The sequence below is a fragment of the Microbulbifer sp. S227A genome, from assembly GCF_049800935.1.
In genome coordinates, this window is sequence record NZ_JBNAFZ010000004.1 from 262,318 (window position 1) to 281,270 (window position 18,953).

Here is an 18,953-nt window from a genome sequence, read left to right on the forward strand (position 1 = left end):
CGTTTGGTCAGCGGCGACCGATTTTCGCAAGGGTCAGGCCCTTGGATAAAATTTGACACAAACCCGTCACGAATGGAAGCCTGCGATGAAGACGAGGTAAACCGCCTTCATAAGGGGCGTATGGGACGGGCCTATTGGGCCCAGTCGGGGCTGCGCTTGCCGATGAAGGCGGCGATCCCCTCTTCGGTGTCGCGAATCATCATGTTCTGCACCATGACATCGCCGCAATAGGCATAGGCCTGCTCCAGCGGCTGTTCGAGTTGTTCGTAAAACGCGCGCTTGCCGATCCTGACCGCGCTGCCAAGTTTGGTCGCGAGGGTGTTGGCAAGGTCCATGGTTTCGCTTTCGAGCTGCGCCGCGGGCACCGACCGGTTGACCAGGCCAAGCGCCTCGGCGCGGGGGGCCGCGATGAATTGCCCGGTGGTCAGCATCTCGAATGCCTTCTTGCGCGGGATGTTCCGCGACAGCGCCACCATCGGGGTCGAGCAGAACAGGCCGATATTGACGCCGTTGACTCCGAACCTCGTGTCGTCGGCGGCAACCGCCAGATCACAGGTCGCGACCAATTGACAGCCCGCCGCCGTGGCGATGCCATGCACCTGGGCGATCACCGGCTGGGGCAGGGACCGGATGCTGAGCATCATCGCCGTGCAGCGGCTGAACAGGTCGGTGAAATAGGCGCGGCCTCCGTCCGGGTTCTGGCGCCCGGCGGTCATCTGCTTGAGGTCGTGACCGGCGCAAAATGCCTTGCCCGCGCCCGAGATGATGACCGCCCGCACGCTTGGATCCTCGCGCAGGGTGTCGAACTCGGCCTGCAAGGCGGCGATCATTTCGTCTGACAGCGCGTTCAGCCGGTCGGGCGCGTTCATCGTCAGATGCGCCACCGCCCCGGTGTCGTTACGTTCCAGTATTGTCATCTTGCCCTCGCTGAATTTTGCGGCGACGTTAAGCGCCTATCGAGCCGGAGGAAAGCATGGAGCCGAAATTTACCGCGTCAGAAATGATGGATTTCCTGGACGAGGTTTTTCCCCAGGTCAGGGGTGATTTTGCCATCGATCATCTGGATGGGGAAACCGTGACCATGCGGTTGAAAGTTGGCGAACGCCACCTGCGGCCCGGCGGCACCATTTCCGGCCCCTCGATGTTCGCGCTGGCGGATGTCACCGCCTATGTGGCGACCATGGCTCCGATCGGCAAAGAGGCATTGGCGGTGACCACCAACATTTCGATGGATTTCATGCGCAAGCCTGCGGGCGGGCGTGACCTGATCGCGCGGGGGACGCTGCTCAAGCTGGGCAGGGCGCTTTCGGTCACCGATGTGCTGATCTGGTCGGACGGTGTCGACAAACCGGTGGCGCGGGCCTCTCTGACCTATTCGATCCCGCCATCGCGCTAGCAATTGCCGATGCCGTCCGCGCGGGGGGGGCATCAAAACCGGTGATTTCCCGTGGTTGAATTGGGGTATATTGATACCTAAATTGTAAGCAATTGAAAATGCACGATAAATGCGGAATTGTGGTGCTTGACTGTGGCTTCCGATCTCCGTAAACCCCGTGCATCGAATTCGGGCGGGTGCGTGTTGCGCCCGCCTTTCACGTCAAACAGGAAACCCCTGCCATGAACACCTTTTCTGCCACACCAGCAGATATCGACAAGAAGTGGGTCCTGATCGACGCCGAGGGCGTTGTTCTGGGTCGTCTTGCCTCGATCGTTGCCATGCGTCTGCGTGGCAAGCACAAAGCGTCCTTCACTCCGCATATGGACATGGGCGACAACGTCATCATCATCAATGCCGACAAGGTGCAGATAACCGGCAAGAAGCGCGAAGAGCACTTCTACTGGCACACCGGTCACCCCGGTGGCATCAAGAGCCGTACCAAGCAGCAGATCCTGGAAGGCGCGCATCCCGAACGCGTTGTCATGCAGGCTGTCAAGCGCATGCTGCCGGGCAATCGCCTGAGCCGCAAGCAGATGACCAACCTGCGCGTCTATGCCGGCACTGAACACCCCCACGAGGCGCAAAGCCCCGAAATTCTGGATGTCAAATCCATGAATAAGAAAAACACCCGGAGCTGATTGAGCCATGGCTGAAGAAATCAACACACTCGAAGACCTGAACCAGGTCGCCGGACTCGAAGCGGCTCCGGAAGTCGAACTCGTCTCGCGCGAACCCGTCCGCGACGAGCTGGGCCGTGCCTATGCCACCGGCAAGCGTAAGGACGCGGTGGCCCGCGTCTGGATCAAGCCCGGCTCGGGCAAGGTTGTCGTCAACGGCAAGGAACTGACCACCTATTTCGCCCGTCCGGTGTTGCAGATGATCCTGCGCCAGCCGTTCTCGGTTGCCGGGGTCGAAGACCAGTTCGACGTCAATGCAACGGTCAAGGGCGGTGGCCTCTCCGGTCAGGCCGGTGCGGTCAAGCACGGTATCTCCAAGGCGCTGCAACTCTACGATCCCAGCCTGCGTGGCGCGCTCAAGGCCGCTGGCTTCCTGACCCGCGACAGCCGCGTGGTGGAACGCAAGAAATACGGCAAGGCCAAGGCCCGCAAGAGCTTCCAGTTCTCCAAGCGCTGATTGCCAGAGACCATGTTTTCCGAAAGGGCCGCGCCGATTGCGTGGCCCTTTTTCGTGGGCGGGTCGCGGGGGCGGATCGGCTTGCACCGGCGTGATTTTCGAAAAATTTTTGATTTATGGCCATTTCGCGATAGGCTGGGAAGATCGTCGGGGGAATGGGCGGGGGTCACATGGCGCAATCGCTTTTCGAGAAATATGGCGGGTTCAAGACCGTCAGCCGTATCATCATGACATTCTACGAGATGGTTCTGGACTCCGACCAGATCGGCGATCACTTTGACGATGTCGACATGGCACGCCTGATCGATCACCAGACCAAATTCGTCTCTTCGCTGATGGGGGGACCGGCCTCGATCAGCGACGAACGGCTCGAAGCGGTGCACCGGCACCTGGGCATTTCCCACGCGGATTTCGACGAGGTGGTGGTGCTGCTGCGCGCTGCCCTGAGCGCGCATCGCATGGCCGAGGATGACATCCTGCAAACGCTGGACGCGGTCGAAAGCAAGCGGGCAATCATCGTCGCGCGCGAGGCCGCATGAGCATTTCGACCATCAACGAACATCTTCTGCGCGCCATCGGTGTCGGTGTTGCGATTGTCCGCGCTTCGGACATGGCCCTGATCTTTCAGAACGAATCCTTTACCGAATGGTTCGGCGCCGCAGAGGGCGGACCGCTGAACGCCCTGCTTGAAGGGCTGGAGCCGGATGCGGTTGCGGGGGTGCTGGCCAGCGGTGACCGCTTTGCCGGCGAGATCAGGATCAAGCCCAAACGCCGCACCCTGGTCATAGCCGTTTCGATTTCGCTCGCCCCGGCACAGGAGGATCCGCTGCTGGTGGTGGAATGCCAGAACATCACCCGCATTCGCGAACTCGAAAGCATGATCGACAGCTATTCCACCATGGTCGAACGCAACACCCGCGAGCTTGAGCGCGAGAAAGAACGGGTGGAACGGTTGCTGCTCAACGTAATGCCGCGGGCGGTCTACGAGGAGTTCAAGACATTTGGTGTCGTCACGCCCCAGCTCTATCCCGAAGTGTCGGTGGTGATGCTGGATTTTGTCGATTTCACCGATTTCGCGGCCCGAACCGATCCGACCGTGACGCTGGGCGAGCTGAACGACATTTTCACCGCCTTTGATCGCATTGTCGAACAATATGGCTGCGAACGTATCAAGACCATCGGCGATGCCTATCTGGCCGTTGCCGGAATGCCGGATGCGACGCCCGACCATGCCACCGCCGTCGCCCATTGCGCCGTGCGCTTTCTGAGGTATCTCAACCGGCGCAATGAAAGCCACCAGCACAAATGGCGCGCGCGGATCGGGCTTGGCAGCGGTGCGGCGGTGGGGTCGGTCGTGGGGATCCAGAAATACGTGTATGACGTGTTCGGCCCGGCGGTGAACATGGCGTCACGGCTGCAGATCTTTGCCAATCCGGGCAATATCGCGGCGCCCGAGTCGATGAAATTCGCGCTGATTGATGAATTCCAGATTACCGATATCGGCACCGTTGCGATCAAGGGGCTTGGGGATATGGAACTCATCAATGTGGCGGCGAATCTTCAGGGATCGGGGGCCGCGCGGCCGTTTTGATCGGGTATGGCGTGTGCCGGCAAATGACAAGGTCGCCCCAAGGTTGACACGCTTCCCCAGGGTCAATTGCGTTTGATTTATTGGTTAAGAGCGGGGCGGTCTATATATGGTGGTTTGTTTTTTGCGTACCGCAGTATATTGCGTCTCTGGCGGCAAAACCCGTCGATAAATACCAACGTCCCAGTCAGTGCCCCCAGAAAAGTCTTTACAAAACGTTAAGCCCTCCCGCAAACTTGCGGTGTTTTGAATGAGTTGTTTTTTGCCGGAGGCAGCGATGCAAGTCGCCTATGCCATGACTTTTTTCATATTCGTCGGGGTTTCCGAAACCCTCAGACATGGTGTGTTCGGATTGAATCCGAGCGAAACGCCAACACTCATATACGGCGCGCTTGCGATTTGTGCCCTGCTTCTGCTGAGAAGTGACCTAATAACGACAATGCACTACTCCAAAGATCCCCTGTATGGACGCGAACGGCTGAACTGGTCATGGCCGCGTTCCGTATTGGGGGCGTGCCTGGGGCCGTTGCTCTGGATCGTGCCGGTCGCCTATGGTTTTGCACTCGTGCAGATCGACATCAATCCGATCAATTCACAGATGGTGATGCAGACCCTGCTGACCCAGGTCCTGCTGGTTGTGATTGCCGAGGGGTTGTTCTTTCGCGAGGCGGTCATCCGGGCGTTCGGGCGCGACACCCTGCCGGTCTATGTCATCTCGGCATTGGCGTTGCTGATTTTCCACCTGCCTGCCGGTTTGCCGATGGCGATGATCGCCGCGGGGTCAGGAATCTATTACCTGACGCTGCGCCTGATCGGCACTAACATCTGGATCGTGGCGGCGTTGCACGGGGTGACATTGATCCTGTTCGGCAAAGTCCTTTCGCTCGGCCTGTCCCAGGGGCAATTCTGGCCGTACTCGATATATTTCATGACCGCATCGGCGGCTCTGTCGATGTTGGTTTTCATGCTCTTTGCTCCGTCCTCAAGGGAGGCGCGCTATGCCTGATGGCCAATTTTCCAATGACACGCCGCCGGATGGGGCGACCCGTATCAAGCCTTCGCGCTATACGATCCTGGTGCCACTCAAACACCAGCGGCACCTGGCCTATAACACCGTGTCACAGTCGTTTTCGATCTGGGATGCCGAAGATTTTGCGCTCTGGAACAACCTTGGTTTGGCGGGGTCCATGCCGTTCTCGCCGGTTTATCGTGGCTTTGTGCAAGGCGGCTATGTGCTCAACGCCGATGCGGATGAGCGCGAGGTCGTGCGCGCCAGCTATAACCGGATACGCCACAATGACGGGCATATGATGCTCACCATCGCGCCGACATTGTCGTGCAATTTCGGCTGTCACTATTGTTTCCAGGGCCTCGACAAACCGCTCACCAAGATGACCCCCAAGGTGCGGGCGGCGACCAAGGATTTCGTGCTGGATCGGCTGGCGGGCAAGAAGAGCTTTCACCTGACCTGGTATGGTGGCGAACCCTTGATGGACCAGGAGGCGATCTGGGATATCTCGGCCGAGGCGATCAGCTATTGCGACGATCACGGCATCAAATACAGCTCGATGATGATCTCGAACGGTTACAAGATGACCGTACCGGTGGCGGAAAAGCTGAAAGAGGCGCGGGTCTCGCGGGTGCAGATCACCATCGATGGCGACGAGGCCGCGCATGACAGCCGCCGTCACCTGACCTCGGGGCGCGGCACGTTCCAGAAAATCATCGACAATATCAAGGCGGTGACCGCCCGCAAGCTGCTGACGGTGTCGGTGCGGGTGAATATCGATGGCCAGAACGAACGCGACGCCCGCGCGGTGCTGGATGTTCTGAGCCAGAACGGCCTGAGCATCAAGACCGGCGTTTCAGTCTATTTCGCACCGGTGGAAAGCGTCGCGGAGAACGCCGGGGGCTGTGACAGCTGTCTGTCCAAGACCGACTACGCGGATGTCGAGAACCGTCTTCAGGCGCTCGCCTTTGAAAAGGGTCTGATGGCGATGCCGCGCATGCCGCGCTTTCTGGGGATGTGTACGGCGGTGAAACCCAACAGCTATGTCGTCGTGCCCAATGGCGATCTGCACAAATGCTGGGACACGGTGATGGATTCCACGCTGCGGGTCGGCAGCGTGATGGGCAATTCCCGCAAAAAGGACGCGGGCACCGAGGCGATGTGGAACAACTGGTCGCCTTTTGAGAACGATGTTTGCGGCAACTGCAAGCTCTTGCCGTCCTGCGGTGGGGCCTGTGCATTCAAATTTGTACACAATGATTATGCATCGGGAGAGGCGGGCAAGCTGCCTTGCCCGAGTTTGAAATTCAACATGGCCGAGCAACTGTTTCTTCGCGCGAAAGCGCGGGGGTTCGTCACGGATGACGACTGGCATCAGAAAAACAGTCCAACGGTCAACGACGATGGATTGCTCACGGGCAACCGGCACACGCTGGATTCCGTGGGCGCGGTTCATCACGCGCTCCAGGCGGACGCCTAGGGCGCTCACAACAAAAAAAGCGGGCCAATAGTTGGCCCTGCACAAAGGGAGCGACCTGCGGGTTGTTTCATTTTTGATATTGGAGACCAAGACATGAATCTTTTCGCAATTCTGCGGTCCACGACGGCTACCATTCAGGCCGAGGCCGAAGACATCATCGAACTGACTGCACAGGAGGCGGCGGAAATTCACGGCGGCATGCCGATTCCGGATGCGGAACAATCAGAGAATTCCGGTGATGAAGGCGATGAAGCTGACGAAGGCAACGAAGACGACGAGGGCGACGAAAACGACGAGGGCAACGAGAACGACGAAGGCGACGAGGGCAACGAGGACGACGAGGGCAACGAGGCCGACGAAGGCGACGAGGGTGACGAGAACGACGAGTTCAACGAGAACAACGAAGACAACGAAGGCGACGAGGGCGACGAGAACAACGAAAACGACGAAGCCGACGAGGGCGACGAGAACGACGAGGCCAATGAAGGCGACGAGGATGACGAGGGCAACGAAGGTGACGAGGGCGGCGAAACCGTAGCCGCCGACGACGAAGGCGACGAGGGCAACGAAGGCACGGAAGGCAACGAGGAAACGGTTGCTTTTGACGAAGACGATGAAGGAAACGAAGGCGACGAAGGCAACGAGGGCAACGAGGAAGACGAAGGCGACGAAGGCAACGAGGGCAACGAGAACAACGAAGGTAACGAAAACAACGAAGGCAACGAAAACGACGAAGGCGATGAGGATAACGAAGGCAACGAAAGTGCTTTCGACTTTGAGGACGAGGGCAACGAAGACGACGAAGGCAACGAAGGCAACGAAGGTGCGGAAGGCAACGAAGGCGACGAGAACAACGAAAACGTCGAGGAAGATGAAGGCAACGAAAACGATGAAGGCGATGAAGGCGACGAAAACGACGAGCTGAACGACGGCAACGAAGGCAACGAAAACAACGAGGGCGACGAAGGCAACGAGGGCGGCGAAGGCGACGAGAACGACGAAGACAACGAAGGCGACGAAGGCAACGAGAATGTCGGCACGCTCCAGGAGGGCGACGAAGACGACGAAGGCAATGAGGAAGACGAAGGCAACGAGGGCGACGAAGCCGACGAGAACAACGAAAACGACGAAGGCAACGAAAACGACGAGAACAACGAGAACGACGAAAATGACGAAAACGACGAAAACGACGAAGGGAACGAGGGCAACGAGACCCTGGTTGTCGACGATCTCGTAGGCAACGGTTTCGAAGGTGACGAGGGCGACGAGAACAACGAGGGCAACGAAAACAACGAAGGCAACGAGGGCAACGAAGCCGACGAGGGCGACGAGGGCGACGAGGACAACGAGGGCAATGAAAGCCTGTTCGACTTCGAAGACGAGGGCGACGAGGACGACGAAGGCGATGAGGGCAATGAAGGTGGCGAAGGCGACGAAGGCGACGAAAACAACGAAGACATCGAAAATGATGAAGGCAACGAGGGAGATGAAGGCAACGAGTTCAACGAAGTGCTCGTAGATCCTGACGTGTACAACAACGAGAACGAGGGCAACGAGGGCAACGAAAACGTTGGCACCCTGCAGGAAGGCAATGAGGGTGACGAGGGCGACGAAGGCGACGAAAACGACGAAGCCAACGAGAGCGACGAGGAAGACGAAGGCAACGAAAACGACGAAGGCAACGAGAACAACGAAGGCAACGAAGGCGACGAAGGCGTGTTCACCGGCAACGAAGGTGACGAGGGTGACGAGGGTGACGAAGGCAACGAAGGCGACGAAGACAACCAGGGCAACGAAGATGACGAGGGCAACGAGCCTGCCATCATCGGCCAGAATGACGAAGGCAACGAAGGCGACGAGGGCAACGAAGACATAGGCACCCTGTCGGAAGGCAATGAAGGCGACGAGGGTGACGAAGGCAACGAAGGCGACGAGTTCGACGAGAACAACGAGGACAACGAGAACAACGAGAACGACGAAAACAACGAGGGTGACGAAGGCGACGAGGACGACGAAAACGACGAAGGCAACGAAGACGACGAAGGCGACGAAGGCGACGAACAGGACGAGGGCGACGAAGGCGACGAAGCCGACGAGAACAACGAAGGCGACGAGGGCGACGAAGGCGACGAGGATGCCACGCCCAATGACGAAGGCGACGAAGGCAACGAGAACGTCATCGATGACGAAGGCAACGAGGGCAACGAAGGCAACGAAGGCGATGAAGGCATCGGGGCCGGCCAGGACGAAGGCAACGAAGGCAACGAAGGCAACGAGGGTGACGAGGGCAATGAAGCCGGCGTCGACGAAGGCAATGAGGGCGACGAGGGCAACGAAGGTGACGAGGGTGATGAGCCCGGCGCCGACGAAGGCAACGAAAACAACGAAGGCAACGAAGGCGACGAGGGCAATGAGCCCGGAGCCGACGAAGGCAACGAGGGCAATGAAGACGGCAGCCCCGATGACGAGGGCAACGAGGGCAACGAGGGCGACGAAGGCGACGAGGGTGACGAGCCCGGAGCCGACGAAGGCAACGAGGGCGACGAAGGCAACGAGGGCGACGAGGGTGACGAGCCCGGCGCCGACGAAGGCAACGAGGGCAACGAAGGCAACGAAGGCGACGAGGGCATCGGTGCCGGAGAAGACGAAGGCAACGAAGGCAACGAGGGCAATGAAAACGACGAAGGCAACGAAGCCGGCGTCGATGAAGGCGACGAAGGTGACGAGTTCACGCCAAATGACGAGGGCGACGAGGGCGACGAAGGTGTGCCGGCGGCAGCCGGGTTTGCCTGCGGCGCGGATGGCGGCTCGGATGAAACCGACGCCTGCGGCACGGATGCCTGCGCGGTGGATGCCGGGGGCGGCTCTGGCGGCGAAGACGGAGATGACTTCTTCGGTGCCGACCTTGCCGGCGGTCTGGACGACCTCGACGCGGGGGTCTGAGAGAGTGCTTAGCTGATGGGGCGCGGGGCGAGGACCTTGCAAGGACTTCGCCCCGCGTGACCAGATGCAAACGCGCTCGCACGCCCCGGACCTGTTCCCTGCGGGCAGGTTCGCTCTGGCCGGACCCGTTGGAATGACACGACCGGCCCATGATGCAGGACCGGCATTGGCCCTGCATTTTCTGTTTAACAACCGATACCCGTAAACATGGGTATCAGGATTTCAACGCGACAAAGGCACGATCATGCAGTTCATCGACCAGGCATCGGGATACGCGGTAAAATCCATGTCGCTGGACAAGGCGATTGCCGCCGGGCGGGCAACGATCCGGGTCGAGCCGGATGGCGCGCGGGTTGCCGCCTGTTTCCGGCCGGCGCTGGATGCGGCAACGGCCTTTGACCGCGACATCAATGACCGGGTCAAGTTCAACACCCTGAGCACCCCGGACAAGCTCGACCTGATGATCGAGGAACTGCTGCCCCGGTTCTTTCACGCGGAGAACCTGGCCAAGACCGGACGCGACCAATGGCATGTGGCATTCCTGGTCGACGGGCGCGTCCGGCGCGCGCTGTTGATAGATGCGGATGGGGTGCGGGCGGTAGACGAGCCGCAGATTCCGCCGGCGGTTGAAATCGAAACCGATATCATGACCCTGATGGCAATCCTGCGCTCGGTCATTGCCGATTACCACACCAGGAAACTCGATCCGGAGGCGCTCTGACATGGCACACAGATCACCATACAACCGGTCGGCGGTGCGCGCCACAACCCGGTTGGCACATGAGCTGGAGGGGGTAAGATCATGAAACTGTTCTCTGTTTCCGTTGGCCTGCTGCTTGCGGCGCTTGGGGTGTTCTATGTACCGGTGTCGTTTTCCGTCGACGGGTTCGGGCTGGTGGTCAATCCGGGCGGCGTGCGGACGATCCGGGCGACAGAACCGGGGATCGTGGTGCATTACCCTTCGCGGGACGGGCGGTTCCTGCCTGGGCAGATCGTCACGGCGGTGGTCGACCGCACGGCGGTTGCGAACAACACGCTGCTGGAAGGTACGATGCGGCGTGAACTGGCCAAGATCGAAAGCGACCATCTTGAACAGGTTTCGAAACTGGAAGTGGACCTGGGCCGGGATCGCGCCAAGCTGGTGGCGACGACCGAGCGGCTGGCGGCGCGTATGGACCTGAGCGAAAACACCGCCGCGGTTCTGGCGGCGTTGCAATCCTTTACCGAGGACAGCGTGTCGGACATCGACCAGTTGAACGAAGCCCGGCTGGAACAGATCGCGCGGCTCGAAGACCTGGTCAAACGCTCGGGCGAGGTGTCGGCACTTCCGGCGCAGAAACTGGCCTCGATGCTGGACGATATCCAGGGCGACCGGCTGGCGGTGATCACCAGCAAGGGGACCAAGTTCTCCTCGGACAAGATGGTTCTGGACATGGTCAAGACGCTGAACGACCTGAAATATGACAACTCCATCGATGCCGCCGAGGTCGAGATCCTGACGGAACGGCTGGACAATCTCAAGATGCAGATGCGCGAATTGGACGTGTTGCGCGCAACCACCCGTTCCGAGGCCGAGGCCCGTTACCTGGCCAAGGCGGTGGTGCCACAGGTGGCGGTTTCGGATGGGCTGACGCTGGACATGCGCACGCTTCAGGCCAGTCGCGCCGATGTGGACAAGAGCGATGCGTTGCGGCTTTTGGCGACGGGCAAGGATGTGGCCGGGCTGTTCGCGCTGGTCTATGGCGCGCCCGTGAGCGGTGCGATCGACCTGATGCTGGGGGGGCGCAGCATCAGCGTGCCGCTCCCGGCGGATGAGGCGGCGGTGCGGCGGGTGCTGGGGGATGCGGGGCTTGCCATCGGCGAGGTGCGGATCGACCGGCAGACCGCCGGATCCTTTGACCTGATCTCGATCTTTGCCGAATTTGCCGAACCGCCCGAGGCGCGCGTAACCGTGGTCTCGACATCTGCGCGCGCGGAAAATGACCTGCCGGTGCTGGTGACAACCGCGATCAACCTCCCCAAGCCCCGCGATGCGGAGATGGGCGGTGACGCGCATGAAATCGTGGGGTTTCTCGAAAACCGTCATGCGGTGGTCCTGCGTCCCGGTCAGCCGGTGCGCGGCTCGATCAGCGATACCCGCACGGGGTCGGACATCCTGTTTGACGCGGTGCTGCTTGATCGCGACTTTTCGACCGTGGACACCAAAGAGCTTGGCATCCGGCTGGGCAATGAATCGTTGGCCTCCAAGATCATCAAGCGCGGTGTGCTTTCGCAGGTCGTGGTAGGGGTGAGCGACAGCTCCGCCCAGCAGATCGACCATCTTCCCGGTGCGGTCGTGCATCTCAGCTTCCCGCTGGCGCGACAGTCCCTGTTCAGCTTCCTGTTGGCCCGAAATGCTTCAATCTAGCCTCTTCTGGATCGCATCCGTCTGGACCCTTCTGACCAGACGCCGCGCGCTGGTCATGCAGACCGGGCGCACCGATTGCGGCGTGGCCTGTGCCCTGACGCTGGCCAACCTGCTGGGGCGGCCGGCGGATCCCGTGCAGGCGGTCGAGGACATGGACCCGGACCGGACCGGCACCAGCCTAGAGGCGCTGCGGCTCTATTTCCAGGACCGGCTGGGCTTTGCCGCCAAGGCGCTCAAGGTGCCGGCCAGGAGCCTGCGCAAGATCCGGGGCCGGGCGATCCTGCATATGCAGCAGCAGCATTACGTGGTGTTGCTGCGCGCCGGGGCCAGGGGGGTTTTGGTTTTCGATCCGGCGGTCGGGCCGGTGTTCTACCCCGCCGCCGATTTCGCGAGCCTCTATTCCGGCAGCCTGCTTGAGGTCGGCAACCGTTCTGACGGCGCGGCCACGCTGCCGGCGCGGCACATGCGTCCCGCGATTGTCGGCGGGGCGAGGCGGCGCAGCATCGAACCCGCCGCGCTGTTCGTCGTCGGCTTTGCCACGCGGCTGCTGGAATGCGCCATCCTGCTCTGTCTTGTGGCGGTGCTCTATCTGGTGCTGAACCAGGCGAGCTTTCCGTCGCTGTTGATGGCCTTTGGCCTGATCGGGGTCTGCGGCGTGCTGCTTTTGGTGGCGCACCAGGTCAAGTTCGAAGGCGAGGACGGCTGGATCCGCCGCAACCAGAACCGGCTCTGGCGCGGGGTGCTGCGCACGGCGGTACGGGGGCGCGACCTGAGCGGTTTTCGTGGCCGCCCGGAACACGAGGTGTCGGGGGCCCTGCGCCGGGGTCTGAGCGTGTCGATCCCGCAGCGGTCACAGGTGCCGGCGGCACTTGGGGCATTTGTCGCGGTGCCGGCGCTGCTCTGCTTCCTCAGCCCCTACATCGCGCTGGCGCATCTGCTGCTGTTCGGTCTGTTGCTGGTTGTGGTTCAGCTTGACGATGTCAAGATGTGCCGCCGCTCGGTGCGCAAGGGCATTGGCCGCTATAGCAAGCTGGGGCTGGGCGTTGACATGTTCAACGCGCTCTCCGCGCCCGACCTTTTTGGCGAGATCGCGAAATGGACGGTGATCGGGGTTGCCGGCATGGCGGTACTGATCGGGGCGCTGCCGCCGGTGGCGCTGATGTTCTGGATCCTGGCCGCGATGCAGATCGTGCCGCTTGATTTCCGCCGGGTAATGACCATCGCGCCGGGGCTGGCGGCGCGCAAGCCGGTCTCCGAACTGACCGCGAGCGAGGTGCCGCTGCGCCGGCAACGGGTGATGGGTCCGGTTGATCTCAAGCTGCACCAGGCCGAGGGGCTGACCCGCATCGAAGGCATCACCCCCCTGACGCGCAGCCTGCAGCAGCCGGACCTCACCGTGCGCGAGCAGCGTTTGATCATGGCCGAAATCGTGCGCCAGACCCTGGAGGAACTTCCCGATGACCTGCGCCCGGAGACCATCGGGGCGGTGCGCATCTTTGGGCCCGGACAGGATGCCACCCTGGCCGATTTCGAACATCTGATGATCGCGCGCGAAGCCCGCCCGGGCAATACGCTGCCGGTGCCCCGGGATACCCGTGCCATTCTGGAACGCGGGCTGGAGGATACGTTGCTGCGCGATCTGCACAGCTGCGCGCCGGGCGATTTCCCGGTGTTCTGGGATTTCCGCGAGCGGCTGGCGCTCAAGGACTTGCAAAGCCGGCTGCGAGAGTCCGGTGTCGACCGGGCCGGGCACCTGACAATGCGGCGGCTGACACTGGTTGAGGCGGCCTGAGAGATGAGCATGACCTATCCGATCCTTGGTGACATCTGGCCCTATCGCGAGGCGACGGTGCCGCCCGAACTGGCGCCGCTGCCGCTGGATGTGTTCTTTTCCGACCCCAAGGGCAGCAGCATCACCGCCGCCCATTGGACCGTCACCGATGACCCCGAGGATGCGCCTCGGGCGGGCTATGCGCTCAGGTTGCTGTGCCGGGACGGGCAGGGCGAGCTGGCGCGCTGGCACCCGGCATCCGGCACATGGCGCAGGGTGCATCTTTTCCCGGTGCCCGATCGCGACACCGGCTGTTCCATCATTGAATTGCGCGGTGTCGTTCTGGGCAATGTCGCCGACATCCCGGCGTTGACCAAGCGGTTGAACGCATTGCTGCACAGCGAGCAACGCGAGATGAAGGCCTATCGGCTGCTTTCGAAAATCCTGTCGGTGATGTCGATCATCGTGCTGTTTTTCGCGGTGCGGCGCGGGGTCGAGATCCGGGCGATTGAGCCATTCCTGCTGATCTTTGCGCTGGCGGCGGGGATCGGGTTGATTGCCGTGGGTCTGCGGGCGCGGTGCAAGACGCTCAGCGAAGAGGGGCTCATCCGGGTGCGCGAACAGTTCCAGTTCGAGTATCGCCCCGCCGACCACGCCCCGCTGACGGTCAACAACGTAACGTCGATCCTGCGCGAAAACGATCGCAAGCGCGAGGAAGAGGCCGTGATCTTCGGCTTTCTGCTGTTGTTGTGTTTCGTCTATTTCATCTCGCCGCTGGTGGTGATCGGGGTGATCGTCGCGCTGATCATCGTGACCCTGACCATCGGCGACCGCGGCATTCTGCGCGCGCTTGGCGTGGCCTATGACCGCGCGGAAACCCGGCTTGAAAAGACATTTCTGTCCTTTCGGGCGTCAAACGATCACCTGGCCCCGGTTGCTTTGCGGCAGGCCAAGAAAGAGGTTCTGCGCGACCGCCTGCGCCGATATGGCGACATGCAGGGCAAGGTGCGCGAGACCCATGCGCGGTTCCGGTTGACCCAGGACCTGGGCATGGGCATCGCCTTTCTGATCATCTTTGCCTCATATGCGTTTCCGATCGCGGCGGGGTTTCAGAAAATGTCGATCACCCTGTCGGACTCGCTGGTCTCGACGTCACTGTTTTCGGTCGCGCCGGTGGTGGTGTTGCTCAGCATCGCGAAATCCACCGTGGCCCTGTCGCAGATTGCAAACCGGCGGCTGATGGCGCTGACCCGGTAACGGCCAGGTGGCGAAAGTCCGGCGGGCGAAACGCCCTAGCCGCGTCGCGAAGCGGCCAGTGTCACGCCCGCCACCAGCCCGGCCCCGGTTGCCGCCAGCCACGTCACCACGGTCGCGTCATCCCACCCCGCCACGGCCACCGCGATCAAGGCCCAGACCACCGAGAAACCGAATTCCGGAAAGTTCCCGCCAAATCGCAGGATTGCCACCGACAGGGCCAGCGCCAGCAACAGCGCCATGATTGCGGCGCCGGTCTGGTTCATCAGCCCGTACCCGGCCAGCAACAGGCCGATTGATACACAACCGGCAGCGGTGAGCCACCCGGCATAGAGACCGACCGGGCCGCGTGCAAGCAACCGGTCAAGCCCCGGCGCGCGCAGCAAGGCTACCATCGCCGTGCCCCACATGATCCAGATCAGCACCGTGGCACCCAGCGGGCTGACCATGGCCACCGGCAACCACGCCGCACCGATCCCAACCGACAGGGCAAGGGCAGGGCGCATCGGCATCCAATCCGCCGCCCGGCCCCGCGCGATCAGTCCAAAACCGGCGCTGACCAGCAGCCAGAGATAGATCACACCCCAGATCGCAAAGGCAAAGCCGGCGGGCTGAACCGGTGCATTGACCTGCGGCACCGGGAACAGGTCGGGCTCAAAGCCCCCGAATTCCGGCACCAGCAGGGGCGATGTGACAAAGGCCAGCGTTGTCGCCGCAACCAGCACCGCAGGCAGCAATGAGGGCCGCTCGATCACGCCAGCGTGCCGTCCGCGGTCAGCATCTTGCGGCCGCCCAGGTAGGGCGCGATCGCATCGGGCAGGATCACCGAACCATCCGCCTGCTGACCGTTCTCCAGCACCGCGATCAGGCACCGCCCCACCGCCAGCCCCGATCCGTTCAGCGTGTGCAGGAACTCGGGCTTGCCGCCGCCCTCGGGGCGGAACCGCGCATTCATCCGCCGGGCCTGGAAATCGCCGGTGGTCGAGACCGACGAAATCTCGCGATAGGCGTTCTGGCCGGGCAGCCACGCCTCGATGTCATAGGTCCGCTTGGCACCAAACCCCATGTCGCCCGTGCACAGGATCACCGTGCGATAGGGCACGCCCAGCCGTTCCAGCAGCCCTTCGGCACAGCGCAACATGCGTTTCTGCTCGGCATCGCTTTCGTCCGGATGCGTGACCGATACCATCTCGACCTTTTCGAACTGGTGCTGGCGCAGCATGCCCGCCGTATCCTTGCCCGCGCTTCCGGCTTCGCTGCGGAAACACAGGGTATGCGCCGTCATGCGGATCGGCAGGGCGTCGGCCTCAAGGATGTCACCGGCCACCGAATAGGTCAGCGGCACTTCGGATGTCGGCACCAGCCACCAGCCATTTGTCGTCTGATAACTCTCCTCGCCGAATTTCGGCAGCTTGTCGGTGCCATACATCGCCTCGTCGCGCACCAACACGGGCGAGTTCACCTCGGTCAGCCCGTTTTCGTCCACATGGGTGTCGATCATGAACTGCGCCAGCGCCCGATGGATCCGTGCCACCGCGCCCTTGAGCATCACAAACCGGCTGCCGGAAATCTTGGCCGCCAGTTCGAAATCCATCGACGCCGCCACGCCCGCGATGTCGAAATGCTCCTTGGGGGCAAAATCAAACGCGCGCGGCTCGCCCCAGCGGTTCACCTCGACATTGTCGTCCTCATCCGCCCCGTCCGGCACATCCTCGGCAGGGGCATTGGCGATGCGGGCCAGCTGATCGGTCAGCTGCGCATCCAGCGCCTTGGCCTCGGCCTGCATCGCGGCCACTTCGGCCTTTTTCTCGGAAACCAGTGCGCGCAGCCGCTCAAACTCGGCCTCATCCCCCTTGGCCTTGGCCGCGCCCACCTGCTTGGACGCCTTGTTCTGCTCGGCCTGCGCCGCTTCGCTGGCCTGGATCTTGCCGCGCCGGGCGGCGTCAAGCTCGAGCAAAGCCGCCGACACCGGCGCATCCCCCCGCCGCGCAAGGGCGGCGTCAAAGGCATCAGGATTGTCGCGAATGGCGCGGATGTCATGCATGGGTCTGTCCTTGATCGTGCGAGTCGTTTAGGGCGTTATGCCCCAACATCCCGTCCTGTGGTAGAGCGCGGTTGGCTGAGCGCGCCGGTTACCAAGTGCTTGCATCCTCGAGAACGAACCCGATGGATTTCTGCCACGCGCGCCATTTGTCACGGAACGTTGTCATGTCGTCCTCATCTATCTCGGGCCAGTCCGGTCGCGTCAGCCCCTTGGGTAAGGTCACGGTTTGATCGCCAAACAGGGAATCCACCTGTTCTTGCGAAATATTTGTGTCACTTAGATCAACAAACCTCAGCGAAGCCCCACGCAGAGCGGTACTGCTGAAATTTGTTGTAGCGTCTTTCTTCGCCCAGTGAAGTTCTGTCCCCTGCATCTGTGCCCCGAAGAGGTCCGCGCCTTGCATCTCAACCGCGACTATGTTCGCCGCCTGCAACTTCGCCCCGCGGAGGTCCGCCTCCTCAAACTTCGCCCCGCGGAGGTCTGCCCCCTGCATTTTTGCCCCGAGGAAATTTGCCTCCTTCATATGAGCCGCGCTGAGGTCGGCCTTCTGCATTTGTGCCGAGAGGAAGTCCGCCTCCTGTATTTTCGTCCCACAAAGGTTGGCCCCCTGCATCTTCGCCCTGCGGAAATTCGTCCTCTGCATTTTCGCCCTGCTTAGGTTTGTCCCCTGCATCTGCGCATCGCTGAAGTCTGCCGCCTGCATCATCGCCACGCTCAGATCCGCTCCCTGAAGCTTTGTGTGGTTGAAACGAGCGTTTTCAAAGCTTGCGTCCCTCAGATAAGCGTTTTGCAAACACGAGTTACGCAGATCCAATCGATAGCCAACCCATTCACTCTCTGCATCCCCGTGTCCTTCCAACGCGATCTGCCGGGGTGTTCTGCGGCCCAGTACGGTCAGGGCAACCTGAATATCTTCGCGCGGTTTCTGCTGGTTCGTTGCCCATTCAAACATTTCGACACGAGAAGGTATTGAGGCGATGTCGTTCTCGGCGGCATCAAGCGCTTTCTGCCATTTTTCCGGTAACGGTTCCGCCAGCGTGTCTGGCGCATTCTGCCGGATATAGGCGCAGAGGATTTCCATAACCTGCACATGATCCCGATCACTGTCCTGCGCGATGCGCTCCAGCGCATAGATGGACCCGATCCGAACCTCCAGATTGGGTTGCGTATCCGGAAAGGAACTCCATGGATCGTTAGTCAGCTTGACCTTACCATCCACAACATCGGGATTGTCCGGCGGGGTTTGTCGGTCATCGATCCATTCGAAATACGACCCGTCGACTCCATCGACCGTATAGCGCGCCGTGCGGCCCAGACGGTTCACAACCTTTTCCGCCCCAAGCCCCTGAACCGCCTTGTTGATCCGGTCGGTGATCAGCCCTTCCTCGGTTGCCGTGGCGGTACGCTCGTTGATCCAGACCCGGATCGAGGAATAGAGAATCGTTGCCGCCGCCGCGAGCACACCGACGAGGATTGCGACGGCGGATGCGAGGCTTTGCAATTCGCTGGTGCTGGTCCATGGGTCTTTCGCCGCTTCGCGCAAACGGTCCACAAGTATCCGGACGCTGATACCAATCTCGATCAAGTAGAATGTCAGTGCGATGATTGCCAGGATCGCGACGCCGGTCAGGATCACTGCCGGATAATTTCGACGCAGCCAGATCGTACGCGGGGCCTGTCGCCGCACATCCAACCCGGCAGTCCAGAGGATGAGGTAAAACCCGACGAGCAGACATAGAAACACCCAGAGCAACGGATGGGTCATGATTGAGAGATAGGTTTGCACGCGTGCGGCCTCATTGACGTGATGTCATCACCATGGCGTCCTTGCGCCTCGCTCCGCAAGTCCTGGCGTGGGTTTCCGCGTTGCGGCGATGCGTGGCCT

16 protein-coding genes are annotated in these 18,953 nt (G+C 61.4%); 12 read left to right on the forward strand and 4 right to left on the reverse strand.

The features are described 5' to 3' along the window. Positions 1 to 131 precede the first annotated feature (131 nt). Positions 132 to 917 (reverse strand): enoyl-CoA hydratase, encoded by a 786-nt coding sequence (locus ACP15R_RS11765; protein WP_424986600.1) that lies wholly within the window; start codon positions 915 to 917, stop codon positions 132 to 134. A gap of 56 nt (positions 918 to 973) precedes the next feature. On the opposite strand from ACP15R_RS11765, the gene ACP15R_RS11770 reads away from it, so the two are divergent. The 12 genes from ACP15R_RS11770 (at position 974) to ACP15R_RS11825 (ending at position 15,027) form a co-directional block, all read left to right on the forward strand. Next, entirely contained in the window at positions 974 to 1,396 is a 423-nt protein-coding gene (locus ACP15R_RS11770) for a PaaI family thioesterase (RefSeq protein WP_424986601.1), read from the forward strand. 221 nt (positions 1,397 to 1,617) lie between these two features. Next, the gene (gene rplM / locus ACP15R_RS11775; RefSeq protein WP_369953157.1) at positions 1,618 to 2,076 is read left to right on the forward strand and encodes a 50S ribosomal protein L13; all 459 of its coding nucleotides are present in this window, start codon (positions 1,618 to 1,620) and stop codon (positions 2,074 to 2,076) included. 7 nt (positions 2,077 to 2,083) lie between these two features. Then, the gene (gene rpsI / locus ACP15R_RS11780) at positions 2,084 to 2,572 is read left to right on the forward strand and encodes a 30S ribosomal protein S9 (protein WP_424986602.1); all 489 of its coding nucleotides are present in this window, start codon (positions 2,084 to 2,086) and stop codon (positions 2,570 to 2,572) included. A gap of 170 nt (positions 2,573 to 2,742) precedes the next feature. Beyond that, complete coding sequence (locus ACP15R_RS11785) at positions 2,743 to 3,111, forward strand: group I truncated hemoglobin (protein ID WP_424986603.1); 369 nt, start codon at positions 2,743 to 2,745, stop codon at positions 3,109 to 3,111. Further along, positions 3,108 to 4,163 (forward strand): adenylate/guanylate cyclase domain-containing protein, encoded by a 1,056-nt coding sequence (locus ACP15R_RS11790; protein WP_424986604.1) that lies wholly within the window; start codon positions 3,108 to 3,110, stop codon positions 4,161 to 4,163. Before ACP15R_RS11785 ends, ACP15R_RS11790 begins: the two co-directional genes overlap by 4 nt. Before the next feature lie 436 nt (positions 4,164 to 4,599). Beyond that, positions 4,600 to 5,166: a type II CAAX prenyl endopeptidase Rce1 family protein gene (locus ACP15R_RS11795; protein ID WP_424986605.1), complete on the forward strand. Its 567-nt coding sequence runs from the start codon at positions 4,600 to 4,602 to the stop codon at positions 5,164 to 5,166. After that, the gene (locus tag ACP15R_RS11800) at positions 5,159 to 6,649 is read left to right on the forward strand and encodes a radical SAM protein (protein WP_424986606.1); all 1,491 of its coding nucleotides are present in this window, start codon (positions 5,159 to 5,161) and stop codon (positions 6,647 to 6,649) included. Before ACP15R_RS11795 ends, ACP15R_RS11800 begins: the two co-directional genes overlap by 8 nt. A 93-nt stretch (positions 6,650 to 6,742) precedes the next feature. Continuing rightward, a complete protein-coding gene (locus ACP15R_RS11805) occupies positions 6,743 to 9,592 on the forward strand; it encodes a hypothetical protein (protein ID WP_424986607.1) in 2,850 nt (949 codons plus the stop codon). 244 nt (positions 9,593 to 9,836) lie between these two features. Continuing rightward, positions 9,837 to 10,313: a hypothetical protein gene (locus tag ACP15R_RS11810; RefSeq protein ID WP_424986608.1), complete on the forward strand. Its 477-nt coding sequence runs from the start codon at positions 9,837 to 9,839 to the stop codon at positions 10,311 to 10,313. Between the two features lie 81 nt (positions 10,314 to 10,394). After that, positions 10,395 to 11,999 (forward strand): hypothetical protein, encoded by a 1,605-nt coding sequence (locus ACP15R_RS11815; RefSeq protein WP_424986609.1) that lies wholly within the window; start codon positions 10,395 to 10,397, stop codon positions 11,997 to 11,999. After that, positions 11,986 to 13,791, forward strand: coding sequence for a cysteine peptidase family C39 domain-containing protein (locus ACP15R_RS11820; protein ID WP_424986610.1), 1,806 nt, complete (start codon positions 11,986 to 11,988; stop codon positions 13,789 to 13,791). Before ACP15R_RS11815 ends, ACP15R_RS11820 begins: the two co-directional genes overlap by 14 nt. 9 nt (positions 13,792 to 13,800) lie before the next feature. Continuing rightward, positions 13,801 to 15,027 carry a hypothetical protein gene (locus ACP15R_RS11825; protein WP_424986611.1) on the forward strand — a complete coding sequence of 409 codons (1,227 nt, stop codon included), beginning with the start codon at positions 13,801 to 13,803 and terminating at the stop codon, positions 15,025 to 15,027. 35 nt (positions 15,028 to 15,062) lie between these two features. On the opposite strand, the gene ACP15R_RS11830 is transcribed toward ACP15R_RS11825, so the two are convergent. The 3 genes from ACP15R_RS11830 to ACP15R_RS11840 all read right to left on the reverse strand — a co-directional run bounded on the left by ACP15R_RS11830 (position 15,063) and on the right by ACP15R_RS11840 (position 18,854). Continuing rightward, on the reverse strand, positions 15,063 to 15,779 hold the full coding sequence (locus ACP15R_RS11830) for a hypothetical protein (protein ID WP_424986612.1): 717 nt from the start codon (positions 15,777 to 15,779) through the stop codon (positions 15,063 to 15,065). Next, positions 15,776 to 17,068, reverse strand: coding sequence for a serine--tRNA ligase (gene serS, locus ACP15R_RS11835; RefSeq protein ID WP_424986613.1), 1,293 nt, complete (start codon positions 17,066 to 17,068; stop codon positions 15,776 to 15,778). The genes ACP15R_RS11830 and serS overlap by 4 nt, the downstream gene beginning before the upstream one ends. 88 nt (positions 17,069 to 17,156) lie before the next feature. Further along, positions 17,157 to 18,854 (reverse strand): pentapeptide repeat-containing protein, encoded by a 1,698-nt coding sequence (locus tag ACP15R_RS11840; RefSeq protein ID WP_424986614.1) that lies wholly within the window; start codon positions 18,852 to 18,854, stop codon positions 17,157 to 17,159. Positions 18,855 to 18,953 lie beyond the last annotated feature (99 nt).

Excerpts from the sequence above, each read along its gene's own strand:
- ACP15R_RS11765 (WP_424986600.1), bottom strand. The coding sequence starts at position 917 with ATGACAATACTGGAACGTAACGACACCGGGGCGGTGGCGCATCTGACG.
- ACP15R_RS11770 (WP_424986601.1), top strand. The coding sequence starts at position 974 with ATGGAGCCGAAATTTACCGCGTCAGAAATGATGGATTTCCTGGACGAG.
- rplM (WP_369953157.1), top strand. The coding sequence starts at position 1,618 with ATGAACACCTTTTCTGCCACACCAGCAGATATCGACAAGAAGTGGGTC.
- rpsI (WP_424986602.1), top strand. The coding sequence starts at position 2,084 with ATGGCTGAAGAAATCAACACACTCGAAGACCTGAACCAGGTCGCCGGA.
- ACP15R_RS11785 (WP_424986603.1), top strand. The coding sequence starts at position 2,743 with ATGGCGCAATCGCTTTTCGAGAAATATGGCGGGTTCAAGACCGTCAGC.
- ACP15R_RS11790 (WP_424986604.1), top strand. The coding sequence starts at position 3,108 with ATGAGCATTTCGACCATCAACGAACATCTTCTGCGCGCCATCGGTGTC.
- ACP15R_RS11795 (WP_424986605.1), top strand. The coding sequence starts at position 4,600 with ATGCACTACTCCAAAGATCCCCTGTATGGACGCGAACGGCTGAACTGG.
- ACP15R_RS11800 (WP_424986606.1), top strand. The coding sequence starts at position 5,159 with ATGCCTGATGGCCAATTTTCCAATGACACGCCGCCGGATGGGGCGACC.
- ACP15R_RS11805 (WP_424986607.1), top strand. The coding sequence starts at position 6,743 with ATGAATCTTTTCGCAATTCTGCGGTCCACGACGGCTACCATTCAGGCC.
- ACP15R_RS11810 (WP_424986608.1), top strand. The coding sequence starts at position 9,837 with ATGCAGTTCATCGACCAGGCATCGGGATACGCGGTAAAATCCATGTCG.
- ACP15R_RS11815 (WP_424986609.1), top strand. The coding sequence starts at position 10,395 with ATGAAACTGTTCTCTGTTTCCGTTGGCCTGCTGCTTGCGGCGCTTGGG.
- ACP15R_RS11820 (WP_424986610.1), top strand. The coding sequence starts at position 11,986 with ATGCTTCAATCTAGCCTCTTCTGGATCGCATCCGTCTGGACCCTTCTG.
- ACP15R_RS11825 (WP_424986611.1), top strand. The coding sequence starts at position 13,801 with ATGACCTATCCGATCCTTGGTGACATCTGGCCCTATCGCGAGGCGACG.
- serS (WP_424986613.1), bottom strand. The coding sequence starts at position 17,068 with ATGCATGACATCCGCGCCATTCGCGACAATCCTGATGCCTTTGACGCC.